This window comes from Candidatus Neomarinimicrobiota bacterium, from assembly GCA_030743815.1.
Lineage (GTDB): Bacteria > Fidelibacterota > Marinisomatia > Marinisomatales > S15-B10 > UBA2146.
This window is the reverse complement of sequence record JASLRT010000090.1, coordinates 46158-65081: the sequence shown is the minus strand read 5'-3', so window position 1 is coordinate 65081 and position 18924 is coordinate 46158. Positions and strand designations below refer to the sequence as shown.

17 protein-coding genes are annotated in these 18924 nt (G+C 48.5%); 15 read left to right on the top strand and 2 right to left on the bottom strand.

What is annotated here, in order from left to right:
- Positions 1-25 precede the first annotated feature (25 nt).
- Genes QF669_07520 through guaB form a run of 7 tightly spaced genes read left to right on the top strand, consistent with a single transcriptional unit; the run spans position 26 to position 9931 of the window.
- A complete protein-coding gene (locus QF669_07520) occupies positions 26-1732 on the top strand; it encodes a sodium-dependent transporter (protein MDP6457280.1) in 1707 nt (568 codons plus the stop codon).
- 30 nt (positions 1733-1762) lie between these two features.
- The gene (locus QF669_07515) at positions 1763-2716 is read left to right on the top strand and encodes a hypothetical protein (protein ID MDP6457279.1); all 954 of its coding nucleotides are present in this window, start codon (positions 1763-1765) and stop codon (positions 2714-2716) included.
- A complete protein-coding gene (locus QF669_07510) occupies positions 2709-2894 on the top strand; it encodes a 4Fe-4S binding protein (GenBank protein MDP6457278.1) in 186 nt (61 codons plus the stop codon). Before QF669_07515 ends, QF669_07510 begins: the two co-directional genes overlap by 8 nt.
- On the top strand, positions 2872-4053 hold the full coding sequence (locus QF669_07505) for an NAD(P)/FAD-dependent oxidoreductase (GenBank protein ID MDP6457277.1): 1182 nt from the start codon (positions 2872-2874) through the stop codon (positions 4051-4053). Before QF669_07510 ends, QF669_07505 begins: the two co-directional genes overlap by 23 nt.
- Entirely contained in the window at positions 4053-6875 is a 2823-nt protein-coding gene (locus QF669_07500; protein MDP6457276.1) for a helicase C-terminal domain-containing protein, read from the top strand. Before QF669_07505 ends, QF669_07500 begins: the two co-directional genes overlap by 1 nt.
- Before the next feature lie 56 nt (positions 6876-6931).
- Positions 6932-8452 (top strand): histidine ammonia-lyase, encoded by a 1521-nt coding sequence (hutH, locus tag QF669_07495; GenBank protein ID MDP6457275.1) that lies wholly within the window; start codon positions 6932-6934, stop codon positions 8450-8452.
- Between the two features lie 3 nt (positions 8453-8455).
- The gene (guaB, locus tag QF669_07490; protein ID MDP6457274.1) at positions 8456-9931 is read left to right on the top strand and encodes an IMP dehydrogenase; all 1476 of its coding nucleotides are present in this window, start codon (positions 8456-8458) and stop codon (positions 9929-9931) included.
- Between the two features lie 34 nt (positions 9932-9965).
- On the opposite strand, the gene rpsT is transcribed toward guaB, so the two are convergent.
- Together rpsT and QF669_07480 are read right to left on the bottom strand one after the other, a co-directional pair.
- Complete coding sequence (gene rpsT, locus QF669_07485; protein MDP6457273.1) at positions 9966-10223, bottom strand: 30S ribosomal protein S20; 258 nt, start codon at positions 10221-10223, stop codon at positions 9966-9968.
- A 198-nt stretch (positions 10224-10421) separates the two neighbouring features.
- A complete protein-coding gene (locus QF669_07480; GenBank protein ID MDP6457272.1) occupies positions 10422-10730 on the bottom strand; it encodes a 4Fe-4S binding protein in 309 nt (102 codons plus the stop codon).
- Positions 10731-11012: 282 nt separating this feature from the next.
- Here QF669_07480 and QF669_07475 point away from each other — a divergent pair, with 282 nt between their 5' ends.
- The 8 genes from QF669_07475 to QF669_07440 all read left to right on the top strand — a co-directional run bounded on the left by QF669_07475 (position 11013) and on the right by QF669_07440 (position 18924).
- Positions 11013-11693 (top strand): Crp/Fnr family transcriptional regulator, encoded by a 681-nt coding sequence (locus tag QF669_07475; protein ID MDP6457271.1) that lies wholly within the window; start codon positions 11013-11015, stop codon positions 11691-11693.
- Positions 11694-11744: 51 nt separating this feature from the next.
- Complete coding sequence (gene meaB / locus QF669_07470; protein MDP6457270.1) at positions 11745-12683, top strand: methylmalonyl Co-A mutase-associated GTPase MeaB; 939 nt, start codon at positions 11745-11747, stop codon at positions 12681-12683.
- Positions 12684-12689: 6 nt separating this feature from the next.
- Positions 12690-13409, top strand: a complete 720-nt coding sequence (gene tatC / locus QF669_07465; protein ID MDP6457269.1) for a twin-arginine translocase subunit TatC — start codon at positions 12690-12692, stop codon at positions 13407-13409.
- 297 nt (positions 13410-13706) lie between these two features.
- On the top strand, positions 13707-14693 hold the full coding sequence (locus QF669_07460; protein ID MDP6457268.1) for a polyprenyl synthetase family protein: 987 nt from the start codon (positions 13707-13709) through the stop codon (positions 14691-14693).
- Between the two features lie 61 nt (positions 14694-14754).
- Complete coding sequence (locus QF669_07455; GenBank protein ID MDP6457267.1) at positions 14755-15771, top strand: glycosyltransferase family 9 protein; 1017 nt, start codon at positions 14755-14757, stop codon at positions 15769-15771.
- A gap of 1 nt (position 15772) precedes the next feature.
- On the top strand, positions 15773-17056 hold the full coding sequence (locus QF669_07450) for a glycosyltransferase N-terminal domain-containing protein (GenBank protein MDP6457266.1): 1284 nt from the start codon (positions 15773-15775) through the stop codon (positions 17054-17056).
- Complete coding sequence (locus QF669_07445) at positions 17049-18371, top strand: ATP-binding cassette domain-containing protein (GenBank protein MDP6457265.1); 1323 nt, start codon at positions 17049-17051, stop codon at positions 18369-18371. The genes QF669_07450 and QF669_07445 overlap by 8 nt, the downstream gene beginning before the upstream one ends.
- A complete protein-coding gene (locus QF669_07440) occupies positions 18364-18924 on the top strand; it encodes a CDP-alcohol phosphatidyltransferase family protein (protein ID MDP6457264.1) in 561 nt (186 codons plus the stop codon). Before QF669_07445 ends, QF669_07440 begins: the two co-directional genes overlap by 8 nt.

Below are 18924 nucleotides of genomic sequence, written 5' to 3'. Positions count from 1 at the left end.
GAAGAGCAAACTGAAGGAAACTAATATGGCTAAACGCGAACACTGGGGATCAAGAATTGGGTTTATCTTGGCAGCATCAGGATCGGCAGTTGGCATTGGTAATATTTGGAAATATCCCCATATGGCTGGGCAAAATGGCGGTGCGGCATTTACTCTTGTTTACCTGGCATGTATTCTTATTGTTGGTTTATCGATTGTTATTGCCGAATTCGTAATCGGAAGAAAAACCCAATTGAGTCCGGTAGGTGCGTTTGAAAAACTAGCTCCTGGCACCAATTGGAAAGGGGTAGGGTTGCTTGGTGTGGCTTCTGCTTTTGTGATTTTATCCTTTTACGGTGTTGTTGGTGGATGGATAATACGATATGGTTATTTAGCAATGATGGGAGGATTTTCATCCTTGCAACCGGGAATTGAAGTTTCATTTCCTCAAAATACGGTTATTGATTCGCATGAATCATTTACTGTCACAAAATATGAATCGTTAAATAATGCTCAAAACGTATTTCAGTTTTCAGGTGATATGGTTTCAGTTGAAGAATCAATTATGGCCAAAGACACGGCCCACAATTTGGTAAGTCTTGATTCTTTGTCAATTATTGTTAAGGATATTACTTATTCCCAATCAAAGGAAGGCAAAATTGTAGGATACGAAAAAATTGATTTTTTCAACTCATCGAATAGTTCGGTGGATCTCTCAGATATTGTTTTGAAAAGTAATTCGGATGCGGCACACAAGGAATTTAAATCCTTTCATACCAGTACATGGAATCCAATTTTTTGGCAGATATTATTCATGGCCCTTTGCGTTTGGGTCATTGTGAATGGCGTAAAAGGGGGAATTGAAAAATGGTCAAAAATAATGATGCCGCTTATTGTAGTTCTACTAGCTGTACTTGCGGTCCGTGGGATGACGCTTGCAGGAGGTATGAAAGGAATTTCATTTCTGTTTAACCCACGCTTTGAAGATTTGACTGCTTCTGCTATTGTCCTAGCATTAGGACACTCTTTTTTTACAGTAAGCCTTGGTATGGGTACCATGATCACTTATGGTAGTTATCTAGATAGAAAACAAAATTTATTGAATTCAGCCCTTTGGGTCATTGCACTAGACACGGCGATCGCCATGCTGGCAGGCATAGCAATTTTTACTACTGTTTTCGCTTTAGGTGCGAATCCTGCTGAAGGTCCGGGTTTGATTTTTGTTGTTTTGCCATCTGTGTTTCCACAATTGGCTGCCGGCACTTTATGGGGAACATTGTTTTTTGTTTTACTTTTCATGGCAGCCCTCACATCCGCAATTTCAATTCTTGAAGTGGTGACAGCATACTTTATTGACCAGAAAGGGTGGTCCAGGAAAAAAGCCACGATACAATTCGGTGCCGTCATAACTGTCGTCGGGATATTCTGTTCCTTCTCACTGGGAGGTGGAATCAATATCACAGAATTCCTGGGTATATCATTTTTTGATGCTGTGGATTATTTATCCTCAAAATACATGCTTCCGCTTGGTGGAATGTTCACGGCTGTATTTGTCTTGAAAAAATGGCGTGTCCCAAACTTTTTTAACGAATTGAAAAACGGACTAGAAATCATAAACTTGTCTGAAGGAACAGTAAAAGTATTGTTTGAGGTTTTGATTTTATTTTTACTCTCCATTGCAGCCGGAGTTGTGGCCTTTATTATATTCAACGAAATTTATTCTAAAATTGTCGGTGTAGCACTGATTGGATAACTCTTGCCTTAGCTACTTATTCTGTAGGAAATGGTGATTTCACGCTGGATTAAACCTGATACGAAACTCTACGTAAGTCTAAACGATATTTCCCGTTCATTAGACTGGATTTTTGAGTTTCGCCCCGTCTGGTTTTTCCCAATCTGGATTCTGATGACGTCAGGCATGAGTGCCGCAAAGGGTGTCGCAGAACCCGAATTCTACTGGTGGACCGCAGTGGACTGGAGTGTATTCTATCTCTTTGTGGGGGTTACCGTTCTTATCAGTGCCACTTTGATTAACATTGCCGGGGCGCGCATCAGAGGGTCGTCCCGCATTGTATTGACTGCCGGTGTATCAGTAACCGTCCTGACAGTTGGTTATATGGCCGTGACCGGTCACAGCAACGTCTGGATTTCACTGCTGTGGGCTATCATGGCATTCTTTGCACTGCAGACCTACTTTCGCCGGTGTGTAAACGAAAAAGAAACTTTGCCGGTAAAGGGAGTTCCGCTGACCGCCGCTGCCAGTCTCGCTCTCTTCATGATCGGATGGCAGATTGTGTCTGCTGATATCGTTGCCGGTTTTATCAAGTCTGTGCCGTACCTGCTCGGTTCTCAAGCCGTCTTCATCCTTTTGCCGGCCTTGAACAGTGCTGAACATGCCGATCATTTCAGGGATAAGGTGGGCGGTGTGAAGAGAGAGCTTGCTCTGGCCACCATCTCAGTCGCCATGGCGGCAGTGTCGGGGTATCTTCTGCATGATCCCGTCGCCAGTACGGCGGGGATAGTCTCTTTCCCTTTCTTCATTGTAGCGCTTCTCTCTCCGCGGGCAGAACACGTCATGAGGACGGTACGCTATCCGATCCTGATACTCGCCATCTTCGTCTGCGTCAGGTATCCGTGGTGTTTCGCTGCTCTCTTTATAACATTCTACCTAACCAAACTGTATCACTATTTCAGGTTTTCGGTAGACTATCCCACTTTCCACGTGGGTCATGATTGAAATCAAACCCGGCACTTGTGATTTCTGCGGCTGTTGTGTCGGTATCTGTCCTGAAGACTGTATCGAGTTAAAGGCAGCGGAAATTACCATCGATTACGATATCTGTATCGACTGTAAGCTGTGTCTGTATATCTGTCCCATCGAGGTGTTTGAAGATGTGGAGACAGCGGAAGTTTGACGTAATTGTAGTAGGTGGCGGTCCGGCTGGTTCCACTGCCGCACGCTACGCCGCAATGGGTGGTGCTGAGGTGTTGCTGCTGGAGAAGGACCGCGAAATCGGTGTTCCTGTTCGTTGCGGTGAGGCGGTAAGCGATGCGGGGCTCAAGATTTTCGTGGAGCCGCAGGAGAGCTGGATTAATGCAACAGTCACCCGCATGCGCCTTGTTTCTCCCAGCGGTCTGACGGTCGATATGGACCTTGGTGAAAAAGGGTACATCCTTGATCGGCGGGTCTTCGATCGCGACCTTGCCCATTATGCCGCTGCTGAAGGGGCGCAGATCGTGACGAAAGCCTATGTCTCAGGTCTGCTTCAGGATGGTGACGCCGTCACCGGCGTCAAAGGGGAATATGCTGGCGAACAGTTCGAAGTCGGTGCACGCGTTGTAATTGGAGCTGATGGAGTTGAGAGTCGCGTTGGTAGGTGGGGTGGACTGAGAACTCAAATTAAGATGAAGGATATGGAGTCTTGTGTTCAGAAGACTATTACTGGCATTGAAATAGATGAGAATCGATTTGACTTTTATCTCTCAAGTAAGCTGGCACCCGGCGGCTACCTGTGGGTCTTTCCCAAAGGGAAAAACTCAGCCAATGTTGGACTGGGTGTTTCGGGAAAATATAGTCAGGAAAAAGCGGCCTGGAGATTTCTGGATGAATTCCTCGAAGCAAAGTATCCCCGCTGTTCCGTCGTCACGTCCACTCTCGGCGGTGTACCATGTGCCAAACCGTTGAAGAATATAGTCAGCAATGGTCTGATGCTGGCCGGAGATTCGGCTCACATGGTAAATCCAATGACAGGTGGCGGTATCGTGCCCGGTATGCGTGGCGGAATGCTGGCCGGCGAGACGGCAGCTGAGGCTGTCAAGAAGGGTGATACGAGTAAAAAGTTTCTGTCGCGTTACGCTAAAGCGTGGCACAAGATCGGTGGCAAAAACCACGAACGGTTTTACTCTATCAAGGAGGCTACCCATCAACTTTCTGATGACGATCTTGACAGCATAGCTGAGGCGGTTGAGGCGGTGCCGCCGGAGGAAAGAACGCTTACAAAACTGTTTATGAAGGCACTCTTTAAAAAGCCGAGCCTCATTAAAGACGTTGTAAAGGTTTTCGCCGGCGTCTGATGGAATTCAGCAAGCTACTCAGTCGCCTCGATCTTCAGACCTTTGTAGCATTCGATTTTGAAACTACCGGCCTCGATCCGGAAAGCGACAGGATTACCGAAGTTGCGGCTATCCGTTTCGTAAACGGTGAACGGGACGACGCTTACGAGACCCTCGTCAATCCGCAGATTCCGATTCCTCGTGAAATCACCAATATCACGGGCATCAGTGATGAGATGGTTGCTGGTGCACCAACGGAAAATGAGGTGTCGGGCAAGGTCATCGATTTCATCGCCGATAGTCCTATTGTTGCCCATAACATCAGTTTTGATATACAGTTCCTGACACGACTTTTCCAAATTGTTCTTCCGGGGAGCGAAGTGCTTAACGTGCAATATGATACCCTGCCCCTGGCGCGCGCTTTCCTCTTCTTCCTGCCGAACCACAGGCTTGGTACGGTAGCCGAATACTTCAACTATTCACGTGGAGGTGAGCACCGGGCCGGCGCCGATACGGAAAAAGTAGGCAAAATCTTCCTCGACCTCATCGGCGAAGCGTGTTCGTACGACCTTTCAGTGATCCAGAAAGTTCTCGCCGCCATTAAACATCATGAAGTCCCCAATAAGGAACTCTATGTGAATCTGGCAAATATCCTGATACAGGAGAATCTGCTCAGTAAAGGGATCCTACCTTCGTCCATCGAGAAGAAAGCGTCTTCAAACGTTTTCGTTTATGAAGGCCAGGCAGATAGTGTGGCGGAGACGGCGAAGGAAGTCTTCGGCAAAGAGGGAAGGCTGGAAAAGACTCTACGGCGGGAAGATAACGTTTCGTTTGAATACGAGGAACGGCCGGATCAGATAGCTTATTCAGAATTCATTGCGCACATCTTTGCCGAAGGCACCACCGCACTGGCTGAGGCCGGAACCGGTCTGGGTAAGTCGCTGGCTTATCTTTACCCTTCGCTCAAATTCGCTCTGGAACGAGAGTATGAACCGGCTGTGATTTCGTGCTACACGAAGCATCTTCAGGATCAGCTTTTTTATCAGGAAGTCCCCAAACTGGCCCAATCGCTGGATGTCAGCTTTGCGGCTGTCGTTTTGAAAGGACGTCAGAATTATCTCTGTAAGACCCGTTTGGACTGGCTCATCGAAGATGCAGATAAGCTCCTGGCACCGTTCGAAGCCGAGGCGCTCATCCCCGCCCTCATCTGGCTGAATTGGACCAAGACAGGCGATTTTGATGAATGTCCCGGTTTTCTCAACCGGTCCACCATGAGGATCAAGTCGCTGATCCAGAGTGATCCGGGATTCTGTACCCGTACAATCTGTAAAAAACACGATGGATGCTTCGTCGGTCCCTTGCGCGAGAAAGCTCAAAAGAGTGATCTCATTGTAGTCAATCACTCGCTCCTGTTATCTGAACTGTCCGAAAACCGGGTCCTGCCACAACTGACGCGGGTGGTGGTAGATGAGGCACACAACCTGGTGAAGGTAGCTTACGATCACTTTCAACGCTCACTCTCCCGTCGAATTATCGCCGACAGGCTCAGTTCCGTTAATCCCGCTTCAATCAGATCAAAACGGCTGAAAGGTCAGATAAATGCTCTGACGCAAGTGAATCCCGAGGTCGGCACGGCGTTTGGTCATCTTCAGGATGCGTCAGAGAAAGTACTATCCGCCAGCAGTGAACTGTTTACCCGTCTGGCGGAAGAGCACGCAACCTCATATCGGCAGGATGTTCGCTATTCCCAGAAGCAGCGCTACACCGATTTTAATGATCAATTCGCTTTGGTATCAAAAGAGACGACGCTGCTGGCTGAGAGTCTGAGGGAAACTGTCCAGAAAGCCGACGTGCTGTTTGAGTTGCTGAGCGCAATGTCGGAGGAGAAAATCGAGGCTGAAACCGTGACCGCTGTAGAACGGGTGGTTGACTCAGTGAACGAACTGACTGTTTTACTTGATGCCGTTGCCCTCAGGAAACAGGAAGATTGGGTGTACTGGGAGGAAGGCAGCTTTAAGAATGACGATCTTATGATTTCACTAAATGGTGTTCCTGTTGATATAGGGAATGATCTTACTGAATCTATGTTTCGGATGCTTGATTCCGTAGTTGCCACTTCTGCAACTTTGACCATTGGCGGAGATTTCCACTATTTTCTTTCCCGTCTCGGACTGGTTAACATTGAAGGGAGAACTGTAGAAACTCGCACCTTTTCCAGTCCCTTCTTTTACAATGAACAGTGCAAGTACTACCAGTGGGGCGGTGAGTCTGATCAGCGATCGGCCGATTTTCCGCAGGTGTTGAGCGATGTTATCGAACACGTCATAGCCAAATGGGGCAAAAGGACAATGGTCCTTTTTACGGCGAGGAAAGCTTTGGAAGAATGCTATGATGCACTGGAATTGAGGGGCTACCTAAACGACCACGATGTCTTCGCCCAACTCTCTTCAGCTTCCAGAGGTTCGATGCTCAAGGGGCTTAGGGAGTCTGAAGGAGGACTGCTTCTGGGAACCAGCTCCTTCTGGGAAGGGGTAGACTTGCCACGTGATCTGCTGGAGGTCCTTATTGTAACCAAACTTCCTTTCGATGTCCCCTCTGATCCGCTGATTGAATCCTACAATGACATAATCGAACAGCGGGGAATGAATGCATTTATTGAGCACTCAGTTCCAGCCGCCGCCATCAGGCTGCGGCAGGGATTCGGCAGACTTATCAGGAGTAGTTATGATGAGGGAGTGTTCATCAACATGGACAACAGGGTGGTGAAGAAAAGGTATGGTCAGTACTTTCAGTCAGCCATACCGGTGGAGATGCAGATATTCACCTCGCCTGAGGAACTTTGAAATCAGCAAATGACTTGTTTCAGTGAATTCATCGACGGTAAATTTTCTGATCTTATATGATAATAATTAACGGTCAAACATTCACTATAGACGATTTTGCGCTGCTCTTTTCCCGGCCACAGAAGGTTCGTGTATCCTCTGACATCAGAAAAAAGGTCGAGCAAAGTCACAATCTACTTGGTCAGCATCTTGATGCCGGTGAAGCTATCTACGGTGTCAATACAGGCTTTGGGGCTCTGAGCGAGCACCGCATCGAAGAATCTGAACTGAAACAGCTGCAGTTGAATTTGATTCGCAGCCACTGTGCCGGGACGGGCCGCCCCATCGATGTGGGAGTGACAAGGGCTATTATACTCCTTAAACTGATCAATTTCAGCCACGGCTACAGCGGTGTGCGATGGCGCGTCGTGCAACAGTTATGCGATTTCTTCAATCACGATATCATGCCTGTTATTCCGTCGCAAGGATCGGTGGGTGCCAGCGGTGACCTTGTGCCTCTTTCACATTTAAGCTTAGCCCTTATCGGGGAAGGAGAAGTTCATTTCAACGACCGCGTGATTCCCACCATGCTGGCGCTGCGTGAAACAGGAATTGAACCGCTTGAACTGGGACCGAAAGAAGGTCTCGGGCTGGTGAACGGCACTCAGGTTTCCACGGCTTTTGCTGTTCTTGGACTCCATCGGATGGAGAAGATCCTCAAGACAGCCGACATTATCGGCGCCATGACGGTGGAGGCGACACTGTCGTCACGAAAGGTTTTCAACCCGAAGATTCATAATTTAAAGAAACATCCCGGGCAGCGTAAGAGCGCGGGCAACATCTGGCGTATCCTTACCCGAAGCCAGATTGTCGGATCGCACAAGGAGTGTGGCATAGTTCAGGATCCTTACAGTCTGCGGTGTATGCCGCACGTTCACGGCGCCAGCCGCGAACTGTTTGCATCGATGAAGAAGATCGTTGAAAATGAGATCAACAGTGTCAGTGATAATCCACTTGTATTGTCCGCGAGGGACGGCATCGTTTATTCCGGGCATTTCCACGGTGAAGTGATTGGGCAGGCGGTGGATTCACTCGCCATTGCGGCGGTAGAACTGGGTGGCATCTCTGAGAGGCGCATTTTTCGTATGATGGAAGGAGTTGAGGGAAAGGTACCTAAATTTCTTGCCCATAATCCCGGTCTCGAATCTGGATTCATGATGGCGCAGGTCTCCGCCGCCGCTCTCGCCTCTGAGAACAAGACACAGGCATTTCCAGCGTCCGTGGACTCAATCCCAACCGAAAGTAATCAGGAAGATTTTGTGGCCATGTCGCCGTGGGCCGGAAGAAAATTGTTGCGCATCTTGAAAAATGTTACCCATATTCTAGGCATAGAGCTTATGGTAGCCGTTCAGATGCTGGATCTGCATAAGCCGCTTAAACCGGCTACCGTGACGGCTCTTGTGAAAGCGTTGGTAAGGCGGCACATCAAGTTTGCCCGGGGCGACAGGGTTCTTTCGCACGATATGGAGAAGGCAGCGGAATTGGTAGCCGGCGGCAGATTGATAGCCGTGGTTGAGTCAAAGATTAGGCTGGAGTAAGGTATGGTAAAGAGTGAAAACTTCAGGAATGCATTGACATTTGATGACGTTTTACTTGTGCCGCGACACTCAAGAGTGTTGCCGCGGGACGTGGATGTTTCCACCCGGCTGACAAAGGACATTTCGCTTAAGATTCCTATTATCAGTGCAGCTATGGATACGGTGACGGAGAATGGTATGGCCGTCGCCCTTGCACGTGAAGGTGGACTGGGCGTCATTCATAAGAACATGTCCGTTGAGAGGCAGGCCAAAGAGGTGATACGTGTAAAGCGGGCTGAGAGCGGCGTGATTATCGATCCCGTCACCTTCTCGCCGGATAAGACAGTGCGGGACGCAATTGCTGTCATGAAGCGTCACAACATTTCCGGTCTGCCCATCGTTGATGATAAAGGTGCACTACTCGGTATTATTACCGGGAGGGATATTCGTTTTGAGTCTAATCTCGACCGCCTTATAACCGAATGTATGACAAAGGAAAATCTTGTGACAGCACCCAAGGGGACGACCCTCAACGAGGCGCGTCAGATTTTGCAGGAACACCGCATCGAGAAACTTCTAATCGTAGAGGAAGGGAATCTTCTGGCAGGTATGGTAACGGTGAAGGACATCCTCATGAAGGAAAAGCACCCCAATGCTTCTCTCGATACCCATTATCGGCTCATGGTGGCGGCGGCTGTGGGTGCTACCGATGATCTTCTCCAGAGAGTGAGTGCCCTTGTGGATTCGGGTGTAGACGTCCTCGTTCTCGATTCAGCGCACGGTCACGCCCAAGGTGTGCTTGATGGTATATCTTCTGTGAAAAAGGATTTCTCCCATCTGCCGTTGATTGCCGGTAATGTGGCCACTGCTGAAGGTACACGCGCTCTTATTGATCACGGTGCCGATGCGGTAAAGGTGGGTCAGGGTGCTGGTGCAAGCTGTACTACGCGGATTATTGCCGGCATCGGAGTCCCCCAGCTTACCGCCGTACTCGATTGTGTAGAGGAAGCTTCCAAGAGTGATATCCCCGTCATATCTGACGGCGGCATCCGTTTTTCGGGTGACCTCGCCAAGGCTATGGCCGCCGGCGCTGATTGTGTCATGCTGGGGAGTATACTTGCCGGTCTCGATGAAAGTCCCGGGGAGATAATTCTCCACGAAGGTCGCCAGTACAAGGCGTTCAGAGGAATGGGATCGCTGGGACCTATGAAGGAGGGCAGCGCCGATCGCTATTTTCAAGAAGGCGAGGAAAATATCAAGCTAGTTCCCGAAGGTGTGGAGGGGCTGGTTCCTTACCGCGGAAACCTGCGCAGTACCGTTTACCAGATGATCGGAGGACTGAGAGCGAGCATGGGCTACTGCGGGGCGAAGGACACCAAAGCTATGCAGAAAGAGACAGATTTTGTCCGCATCAGTTCAGCAGGTTACAGCGAAAGTCATCCCCACGACGTCAAAATCGTAAAGGAAGCACCCAACTACCAGGCAAAAGATCGTTCGTAGTCAGTCCGGGAGATTTGCGCTTACTCTGGGGATTTCAGGCGAGGGAATTGAAGTGCCGCGTGATGGAGGATTTCCGCCGCGCAGCAGTGTTTTTCTTTAAGGCCTTCTTCGACACAAGACTGTCGATAATAGATACTGCCTCTCGGTAGAGCGGTTCAGCCTCATCTTTCTTGCTGGCATTCATCACCTTCTTAACCGCCGTCCTCATCTTAGACTTCAAACGTTGAGTTCTCTCTGTCCGGCGAGCTAGTTGCCGTTGACGTTTAATTACCGATTGCGATCTTTCTGCCATTTGTCACCTTTTTATTCAATTAATAGTTTTACTTAATATAGTGTCAGAACGGCGGCAAATTTATGGGTGGATATAAGAATAAGCAAACATTGCCTTTCCGCGGCACAGCTTAAGTTATTATCAGGATAGAGATAAAGATTGAGAAGCCGCGCCGAGGCAGATTTGTAGCTATACAGTGAACTGTTTTAATCGCCACAGTTACAGTAGGTCTGGCGGTCTACGCTTATATCCTACCTTGGCGGCAAGCGAAGTGACCAGCTCCATAGGACAGACAGTACACCAGACGCGCCCGAGGAATATCGCGGAAAGAACAATGAGCGGCCACCAGTAGGACCAGACGATTAAGTTTGACAGGTTGGTATTGCGCAGTTCCTTGGCAAACTCTATGTCACCGGTATTGGCCTGTAAACCACCGATTATCAGCATGATGAATACCACAAGGGTAAACAGTTGAAACGCCAGGGGAAACCAGGTCAAACGGAACAGTTTGTTGATCTTATCTGTCATATTCTTTTTTACTGAGGATGACACGCATCAGCGACTTAAAGGAAATATTAAGTAATTTTACAATTGCGATACTGTTGACAGATGAATACTCTCCATCAGTCCTGTTTCTCCCTTGAAATTAACGTATCTTACATTGATATTCCATACTTAGAAACCTGTCAACTCTAATACCGTCAAGGTTATTGAACCATGAAGATTTGTACATATCTTGATTGAAAGATGAAGTTACTCACAATCCCAAAACAGATTGATTTTTTCACAATACGCATTTAGTTTCCGGTGATGAGTGACATCGAACTTCTTGCATCTGTCCCCATCTTTTCGGATCTAACCTCTTTAGAACTGGACGAGTTGCACTCCCGTATGTCCAGACAGAAGTACAAAAAGAATAACATGATCCTCATGGAGGATGAGTTCGGCGATACATTCTTCATCATCAGTAAGGGGACCGTAAAAATCACCCGTGTAAGTGAAGAGGGACGTGAAGTTATCCTGGCCATGCTTGGTGAGGGAGATTTTTTCGGTGAAATGTCTCTGCTCGATGGAGAGACAAGATCGGCTAACGCCATTGCGTTTGATAATGCGGAAGTTCTGATTCTAAAGCGTCACGATTTTATTGACCTGCTGCAGAAATATCCCAAGATAGCCATCTCACTCCTGTCAGAGTTGGCCGGCAGGATCCGCAAGAGCGATCAGCAGATTGAGAGCCTCTCTCTGAGCGATGCTGAACATCGAATCGGGATGACCGTACTGAGGCTCGCCGAAGAGCTGGGTACGATTCGTCATGGGGTGGTTGAGATTACCAAAATGCCTTATCAGCAGGATCTTGCCAACATGGCTGGGACATCTCGCGAGACCGTCTCGAGAATGCTCAAACTGTTGGAAGAAAAGGGGATGATCAAACGAAAGGCGCACACTCTTTCCATACAGGACTATACCCTCTTCAAGCGGACATTCAGCTAAGACTCTGTTCAACCTTCCTTCCTGAATTCGGCCCGTTGTATTGGAATACCCATGACCTCCGACCTCCTACATAGTCTAAGGGAAAACGACACACGTGTTATTTCCAACTTGATCTCAGCCGTTGAGAACGGCGATAACAGCATCAGTGCGACCCTGAACGATCTTTTTCCTCATTCCCGGGATTCGGTTAGAATCGGAATTACCGGTCCGCCCGGGGCTGGCAAGAGTACACTCATCGATAAACTGATTGCTGAAATCCGGGCTGAAGACCGGACGGTCGGCGTTGTCTCAGTCGATCCTACCAGCCCTTTTACCGGCGGCGCCCTGCTGGGAGACCGCGTCCGCATGAACCGGCATTCTCTCGATCCCGCCGTCTATGTGAGAAGTATGGGTAGCCGCGGTCAGATGGGAGGGCTCGCTCGCATGACTCACCAGGTGGCAGATGTTATTGCGTGCACAGGCAAGGACTTTATCCTGCTGGAAACCGTCGGCGTAGGACAGGCGGAGACAGAAATCGTCCAGAATGTGGACATCGTCATTGTCGTTTTCATGCCTGAGTCAGGAGATGCTATCCAGGTTATGAAGGCGGGACCGGTGGAAGTGGGTGATATTTTCGTTATTAATAAGGCCGATCTTGAAGGTGCGGACAGGATCCAGCACCTGCTTCAGGATTACATGAATGATTTTTCCGGTGAACGTGAATTTATGCCTCAAATTATACTGACCGAAGCGACCGCAGGGGAGGGTATAGAAGAGTTATGGGAGCAATGCCGCCTATTGATGGCCGAACTTCAGCAGTCCGGGACCATCGGCAAGCGGCGCAATGATCAGTATCTGACACGGGTGAGAAATGCTGTTCGCGATGAATTAGCTGGGCGATTCTGGAACAGCGATCGCGAATTGACACTGATAAAGCAAATTGACGGTTTGCGCGAAAGACAAATGTCCCCGTATGAAGCCGCCCGCCGGCTTGTCGATGAACTGGAGTAGATCGATATGACCACAGAAAAGGAAATGGGATTTCTGGAGCATCTCGAGGAGTTGAGATGGCGAATTATCAAGTCTCTACTTGGGATCGTAGTGGGAGCGATTGTGGTGTTTGCATTCATGGACCAGGTGTTTCAGATTCTGCTTGATCCTGTCCTCTCCCTGGATGAGCCTCCTAAACTTCAGGTGCTGAAGATTCACGGTATGTTCCTGCTTAAGTGGGGCATTGCATTAGTAGGGGGATTGGTTGTGGCGCTGCCTTTGGTTTCCTATCAGATCTGGAAGTTTGTGGCACCGGGACTGCTGGAAAACGAGCGCAGGTACTCTTTCCCAGTGATCCTGTTTTCGTTTATTGCTTTCGTTTGTGGTGTCATGTTTGCCTATTTTATTATCATCCCCATATCGCTGAATTTCTTCGCCTCAATGGGCTATGTGGATGTGGCAAACAACTTCTCCATAAACTATTACTTTAGTTATATTCTATGGGTGCTCGTGGCAGCGGGACTTCTCTTTGAACTTCCGGTCTTGGTTATGATCCTTTCCGCTATCGGACTTGTAACTCCCGCGTTTATGCGGCACTATCGCCGTCACGCCATCGTGACCATACTCCTTCTATCCGCGTTTTTTACGCCGCCTGATCCCGTCAGCCTGCTCATGATGTCTCTTCCGTTGATAGTTCTCTATGAACTGAGTATCGGTATATCAGGGATTTTTACTAAACCGATCTGAGTAGAAAGGGGATAGGACGGCCTGCATAACGAACTCATCACGGAGTTTCTTTAGTATTCAAGGTGGGTGTTATCGAATGATAAGAGTTACAGACTTACCCTAACTCTATCAAGCGTCATTACCCTCGATTGGTCCTTCAAGTTCTCTGTGCCATGAAAAGCCTGAAATTGTCTCTTACCGTTTGACAAACGTAGTCCATTTTCCTTGGAGGACTTTTGACGACCCGTCCGGAGAGATGTTACGACGAGACAAAGTTTTACCTGTTTCTGATGTTACTGCTGGAGTAAATTTAAATCTATGAAACAGACGAAAGAATTGCGGCAGATCGTTGAGCCGATCTTCGAAGACATGAAACTTTTCCAGCAGGAATTCGAGGCGGCGCTGCGATCGGAAGTACGGCTAATCAATATTATCGGCCGCTATCTCATGAGACATAAGGGAAAGGGAGTCCGCCCCATCTTGACCATCCTGTCGGCCCGAATGAGTGGAGGTCCGAGTCTCCACAGCTATAAGGCGGCGGCCATGGTCGAACTGCTGCACATGGCAACATTGATGCATGATGACGTGGTTGATGAAGCCGATAAGCGGCGTGGTTTTCCCACAGTAAATAAAATCTGGAAGAATAAGACGTCTATTGTCATGGGCGACTTTATTCTGAGCAAGGTTCTCACGAATCTGACCGGCCTCAAAGATTTTGACGCGCTGGAGCTGATATCACACACAGCCGAAAGACTCAGTTCCGGGGAGATGCTTCAGATTGAGCGAAGTTTTAAAAACAATATGACCGAGGACGTCTATTACAGGATGATCAGGGACAAGACAGCTTCCCTTATCTCTACCTGTTGTGAACTCGGCGTCATGACCGCATCCAAGAAACAAGGTCACAAAGTTGCACTTGGCACATATGGCGAAAACTTCGGCATGGCATTCCAGATCAAGGATGATCTGTTCGATATACTTGGTTCGGAGCATTCGACCGGTAAAGACGCCAATTCAGACGTCACCAGGAATATGGTAACGCTCCCCATCATCCATACGCTCGGTTCCCAGCTTACGACGGCTGAGCGAAACCATATCCGCAGAACCATGTCCAAAGGTGCTTCCAGGAAGAATATCAAACATTTAAAAGAGATCGTGAAAGAATACGGGGGATTTGAATACGCCATGAATAAAATTGAAGAATTCTCTGATAGAGCTGTTGCAGCTCTGGCTCAATTCCCTGACAGTCCCTACAAAAGATCGCTCATCGATCTCTCGCTCTACAACGCACAGCGCACTCGCTAGACTTGGTCTGAATTCGGCCAGATGACTTACATCATCTTGGTCGGGAGAACGAAATCTTAGCATGCTGAAGAGATATCTGCTTGTGAGGTTCAGTTCTATCGGCGACGTTGTTCTCACCACTTCGCTGATAGAACTCCTGGCCGGTAATCAGCCACGGTGTGAAATCCATTTTATCACCCTTGATCGGAATCGTCCAATACTGGAGGGAAACCCTCATCTGACTAAAATTATCAGCTTGCCAGCTGACACTGCGCCAAAGGCCTTGCGAAACTTTGCTGCTCAACTGTCCAATTATGACTACGATGTCTGCCTCGATCTGCACAATTCACTCAGATCGAAGTATCTCAGGTGGCGTATGAAGGATTGCCGCTGGAACCGTTTCAGCAAACCGAGGTTGAGCCGTTTTCTACTTTTCTATCTTACTATAGACCGCTTTCACCAGAATTACGAAGTGACCCGTGAATATGCGAATCTGATACAGAACGGCTCTATTGAAGAACGCGTTCCGCCGCCCAGAATTTATCTATCAGATGAGGAGCATAACAGGGTTGATATTTTACTGGCAAATGAGGGCGTCAGAGATGATTTTGTGGTGGTGGTCCCCAGTGCAGCATGGAAGGCAAAAGAGTGGTCGCCTCAAGCTTACGGTGAAATGATCGCTCTACTCAAACAAAAGACGGGGATGCCTGTGGTACTTCTGGGTACGCAAGACAGTGCGGCATGTGATCAGGTTCATGAAGCGAACCATGGTACTGTTAACCTGAAAGGTCGCACCGGCCTGCGGGAGGCATTCGCCACTCTTTCCAGAGCTCGACTGGTTGTTGGCGGTGATACTGGACTTGTCCACGCATCAGAGGCTGTGGGGACACCGGTTGTCATGATAACTGGCCCAACATCATGGCAGACTGGTGCTCACGTAAGACATACCAGTTCAGGTGAACTGGCAGCAGATGTCTGGTGTCGACCGTGTTCGAAAGACGGCAGTCGGTCTTGCTACCGGAGCCGACAGTACTGTATGACTGAGATCTCTGCTGAAATGGTAGCAAAGGCAGCAATGCAAATCCTGGCGGAAGCGTGAAGTGAAATCATTCTGGAAACTGACTTACAACTTCTTCCTGTTGCCTGCCGTCTATCTGGTTTCGTGGCTACTGTCAATTTTCAATAAGAAAGTACGCAAGGGCCTTTCTGGCAGGAGACAGACTCTGTCGATCCTGAAAGATTTCTTTGACGGCATGTCAGTGGATCAGTTGGTCTACTGGTTCCACTCTGCTTCGCATGGAGAATTTGAGCAGATCGGTCCTGTCTTGGCTGGTCTGAAAGAGATTGATCCGGACTGCCAGTGTGTTGTCAGTTTTTTCTCGCCATCAGGGTACGAGAATGTGGAAGATACGAATATCGATTGCAAGATATATCTTCCTACCGATTTTTATTGGAATGTTCGCCGTGCGCTCAGAATTGTCCATCCTCACAAACTGATCTTCGCTGAATATGACCTCTGGCCGAATCTCGTCTGGGTGGCGGAAAAAATGGGAATCCAGACGACACTGTTTTCAGCAAGGATTCAGAAGAAGAGTGCTAAAGTGTGGCCCATCCTGCGCGGTCTCTACAGACAGGTCTATTCAAGCCTGGCTGCAGTTTATACGGTGTCTGAACAGGATCACCACTCCCTTAGAAAACTTCTCACCCAAAATAATCGTCCCTTTGTCAGAGTGCTCGGAAATCCACGCTATGACCGGGTAAAAGAAATGGCTGACAAATCGGTCAACAATCACCCCAAGTTCATTTCAACCCGACCGTTCAGATTCATAGCTGGCAGTGTCTGGCCCGAGGACGACGAAATTATCCTCGACCGGACAATCGATATGATGAATGAATGGGACGGTTTGTCTGTTTACTGGGTGCCTCATGAACCTTCTGAAAAATACGTAACGAGGATGAAGAAAACTTTTGATGATTCGAACATTGATGTAGTTGTGTTGTCGCAATGCGAGGAAGGTAATTTCCGCACAAGAAGGAGTGTCATTGTGGACCGGGTCGGTATCCTTTCTGATCTTTACTGGCAGGGAAGGGTTGCATACGTCGGCGGTGGATTTTCGCCCGGTGTTCACAATGTGATGGAGCCAGCCATCGCCAGGTTACCGACAATCTTCGGTCCAAAATTCCATAACTCGGATGCCGCTGAGGCGCTGATAAAAAACGGTGGCGGTTTTTCTATCACCACTGCCGATGAGTTCCAAATTGCCTTGGAGAAGTTACTAAAAGATAAAGGATTCTTGGTGGAAGCGAGTCTTGCGGCCACGGACGTTATTCACCAGAACCTTGGGTCGGCCACCAGAGTAGTAAGGGGAATCATCCGTGACTGACGTATCTTTCACCATCCAGTTTCCGCGCTTCGACACATCTCCCAGAAAGGTTGAAATAGAGACCGGCATCACTGTTATTTACGGAGAAAGTGGAGTAGGGAAGAGCGTTATCTGCCGCTGGCTTTCTTCGGGTAAGGAGCCTGAAACAGCAGTGAACTTTACCCTCTCGCGCATACGAGGTATTGATGATGCAATGCTGGTGATGCAGGATCCTGATGATCAGATTGTGGCGCCAACGATTTATTCTGAACTCGCCTTTAACCTTGAAAATCTCGGCTGGGAGAGCGAAAAGATCAGGGAGAGGATCGAAGAAACTGTAGCTCTGTTTGAACTGGAATGGGACCTCCATCGTCATCCCGCCACACTTTCGGGAGGAGAGAGAGAAATCCTTAATCTGGCAACTACCCTGTCGGTGAAACCTTCTCTGGTTGTACTGGATGATGCCCTCGCTTTTCTCAGCAATGAGAATAAATTGAGGATGCTGTCAATCTTGGGCGATTACTGTCAGGAAGACAAAGCCAGTGTAATCTGGCTGACGCCGGCACCTTGGGATCTACAGTATGGTACTCAGGCATTGGAGCTTACCCTGGACGGTCTGAAGCCGGCTGAATTACAGGATCACAAGCGATTCAGAGCGATCGATGTTCCACCGGGGAGGGCCCGTCTGGAGTTTAGGAAAATCACTTTTGGATATGGCCGGGAAGAAAATCTTTTCTCAGATCAGACAATCGTGGTCGATTCTTTTCGTTCACTCGCTCTGCTGGGAGATAACGGAGCGGGAAAGTCGACCTTGGGATCAATCATTGTTGGTTCTCTTGCGCCGCAACATGGAGAGAGTATTCTTGCTTTGAATCACAGGCGAAAGGTGAGGATCGGCTTTTTACCCCAGTCTCCTGAGCGATTTTTCGGAGGATGGACCGCGGGCCAGATTGTTGAAGAGCTCATGGAGCACGGTTTGCTGTCCAAACGTCAATTCAGGGAATTGACTGAATCACTCAGAAAGTACCAGATCTCATGGGATCTCATACACGATCGGCCTGTTTATAATCTGAGAATTTCCGTTGTCCGGATAGCGCTGACAGTGTTAATGTGCTGCGCATCGTATGATGTTGTGATTCTGGACGAGCCGCTGTTCAGTCTCGGCGTTTTTCAGCGGAGATTGTTTCTGGAGATTCTTGAGCAATACTTGAAAGAAAAACATCTCATACTCATTACACACTCCGATCGGCTTGCCGAAGCAGTATGTGACAGAAGCGTCGTTATCCGTGACGGAGAACTGAGGCAAGATCAATTCACAAGGATATCTCATGCATGAGGAGAAGCCAATACGAATTACCGATCCGACGAGAGTGATTACACTTTCCAACGGTCTGAGCGTGTTGCGTGGATTCCTTTCCCTGCCCATCGTTTACTGCCTTGAGCACGACTACATAGTTTCCGTGGTGATATTGATCTTGATTGCGGTGGCGACCGATTTTCTCGACGGCTATTTCGCACGCAAGGCTCACGAAGTAACTAATCTGGGCAAGATCCTCGATCCCGTAGCTGATTCCATCGCAGTGGCAGCCGTTGTTCTTTTCCTTTCTCTCGACACATCGCGAAGTTTTCCTTTCTGGTTCTTCGTTCTCTATATGACGAGGCAGTTGACTATAGCTCTCGGCGGCGTCTACCTGATGAACCATTATGCCGTGGTACTGTCATCGAATTATATCGGGAAATGGACCGTTAGTATGACCGCTCTCGCCATTCTCCTTTATGTTCTCAGGATCGAGACCGTTGGGTTCTACATTGTACTTTTGGCTACTCTTCTGGCACTCATCAGCTGGGTGCAATACATTCTAAGACATTTCTCTCAAGTCAGAGAATAG